The 543-nt window shown below is 39.6% G+C and carries 2 rRNA genes; both read left to right on the forward strand.

Features of this window, described 5'->3' with window-relative positions:
- A 23S ribosomal RNA gene (locus FFO06_RS20785) occupies positions 1 to 159 on the forward strand; the annotation flags it as partial.
- 260 nt (positions 160 to 419) lie between these two features.
- Positions 420 to 537 (forward strand): 5S ribosomal RNA (rrf, locus tag FFO06_RS20790).
- Positions 538 to 543: the final 6 nt, after the last annotated feature.

The raw sequence follows: 543 nt of genomic DNA on the forward strand, positions 1-543 counted from the left end.
ACCGCTGAAAGCATCTAAGTGGGAAGCCCACCTCAAGATGAGTACTCTCACTACGGTAAGTAGGTAAGGTCACGGGCAGAACACCCGTTAATAGGCTCTATGTGGAAGTACAGTAATGTATGTAGCAAAGGAGTACTAACAGACCGAGGGCTTGACCTCTATATTCTTAATTGCTATTATTATTTCTCGTTCTCGAATGCAGTCTTCAGGGTTTTGTGAATTTTAGATTTTAGATTTTAGATTTTGGATTATTTGCCAACAATGTAGAAACTAAAAGTTCCAATTTTGGGAATTATAAAAGATTGATAATTAGTTTCTCTAGTTGAGAATAATATCAGTTGTTAAGTTTCTGTGAACCATGTTGAATTATTTTCTGCAATCTAAAATCCAAAATCCAAAATCCAAAATCACCAAGTTTTCCTGGTGTCTATGGCGCGGTGGAACCACACTGATCCCTTCCCGAACTCAGAGGTGAAACGCTGCTGCGGCGACGATAGTTTGGGGGTAGCCCCATGTCAAAATAGCTCGATGCCAGGTTTATTT

Origin of the sequence: Dolichospermum planctonicum (assembly GCF_005402965.1) — a bacterium.
In the GTDB taxonomy this organism is placed as follows: domain Bacteria; phylum Cyanobacteriota; class Cyanobacteriia; order Cyanobacteriales; family Nostocaceae; genus Dolichospermum; species Dolichospermum planctonicum.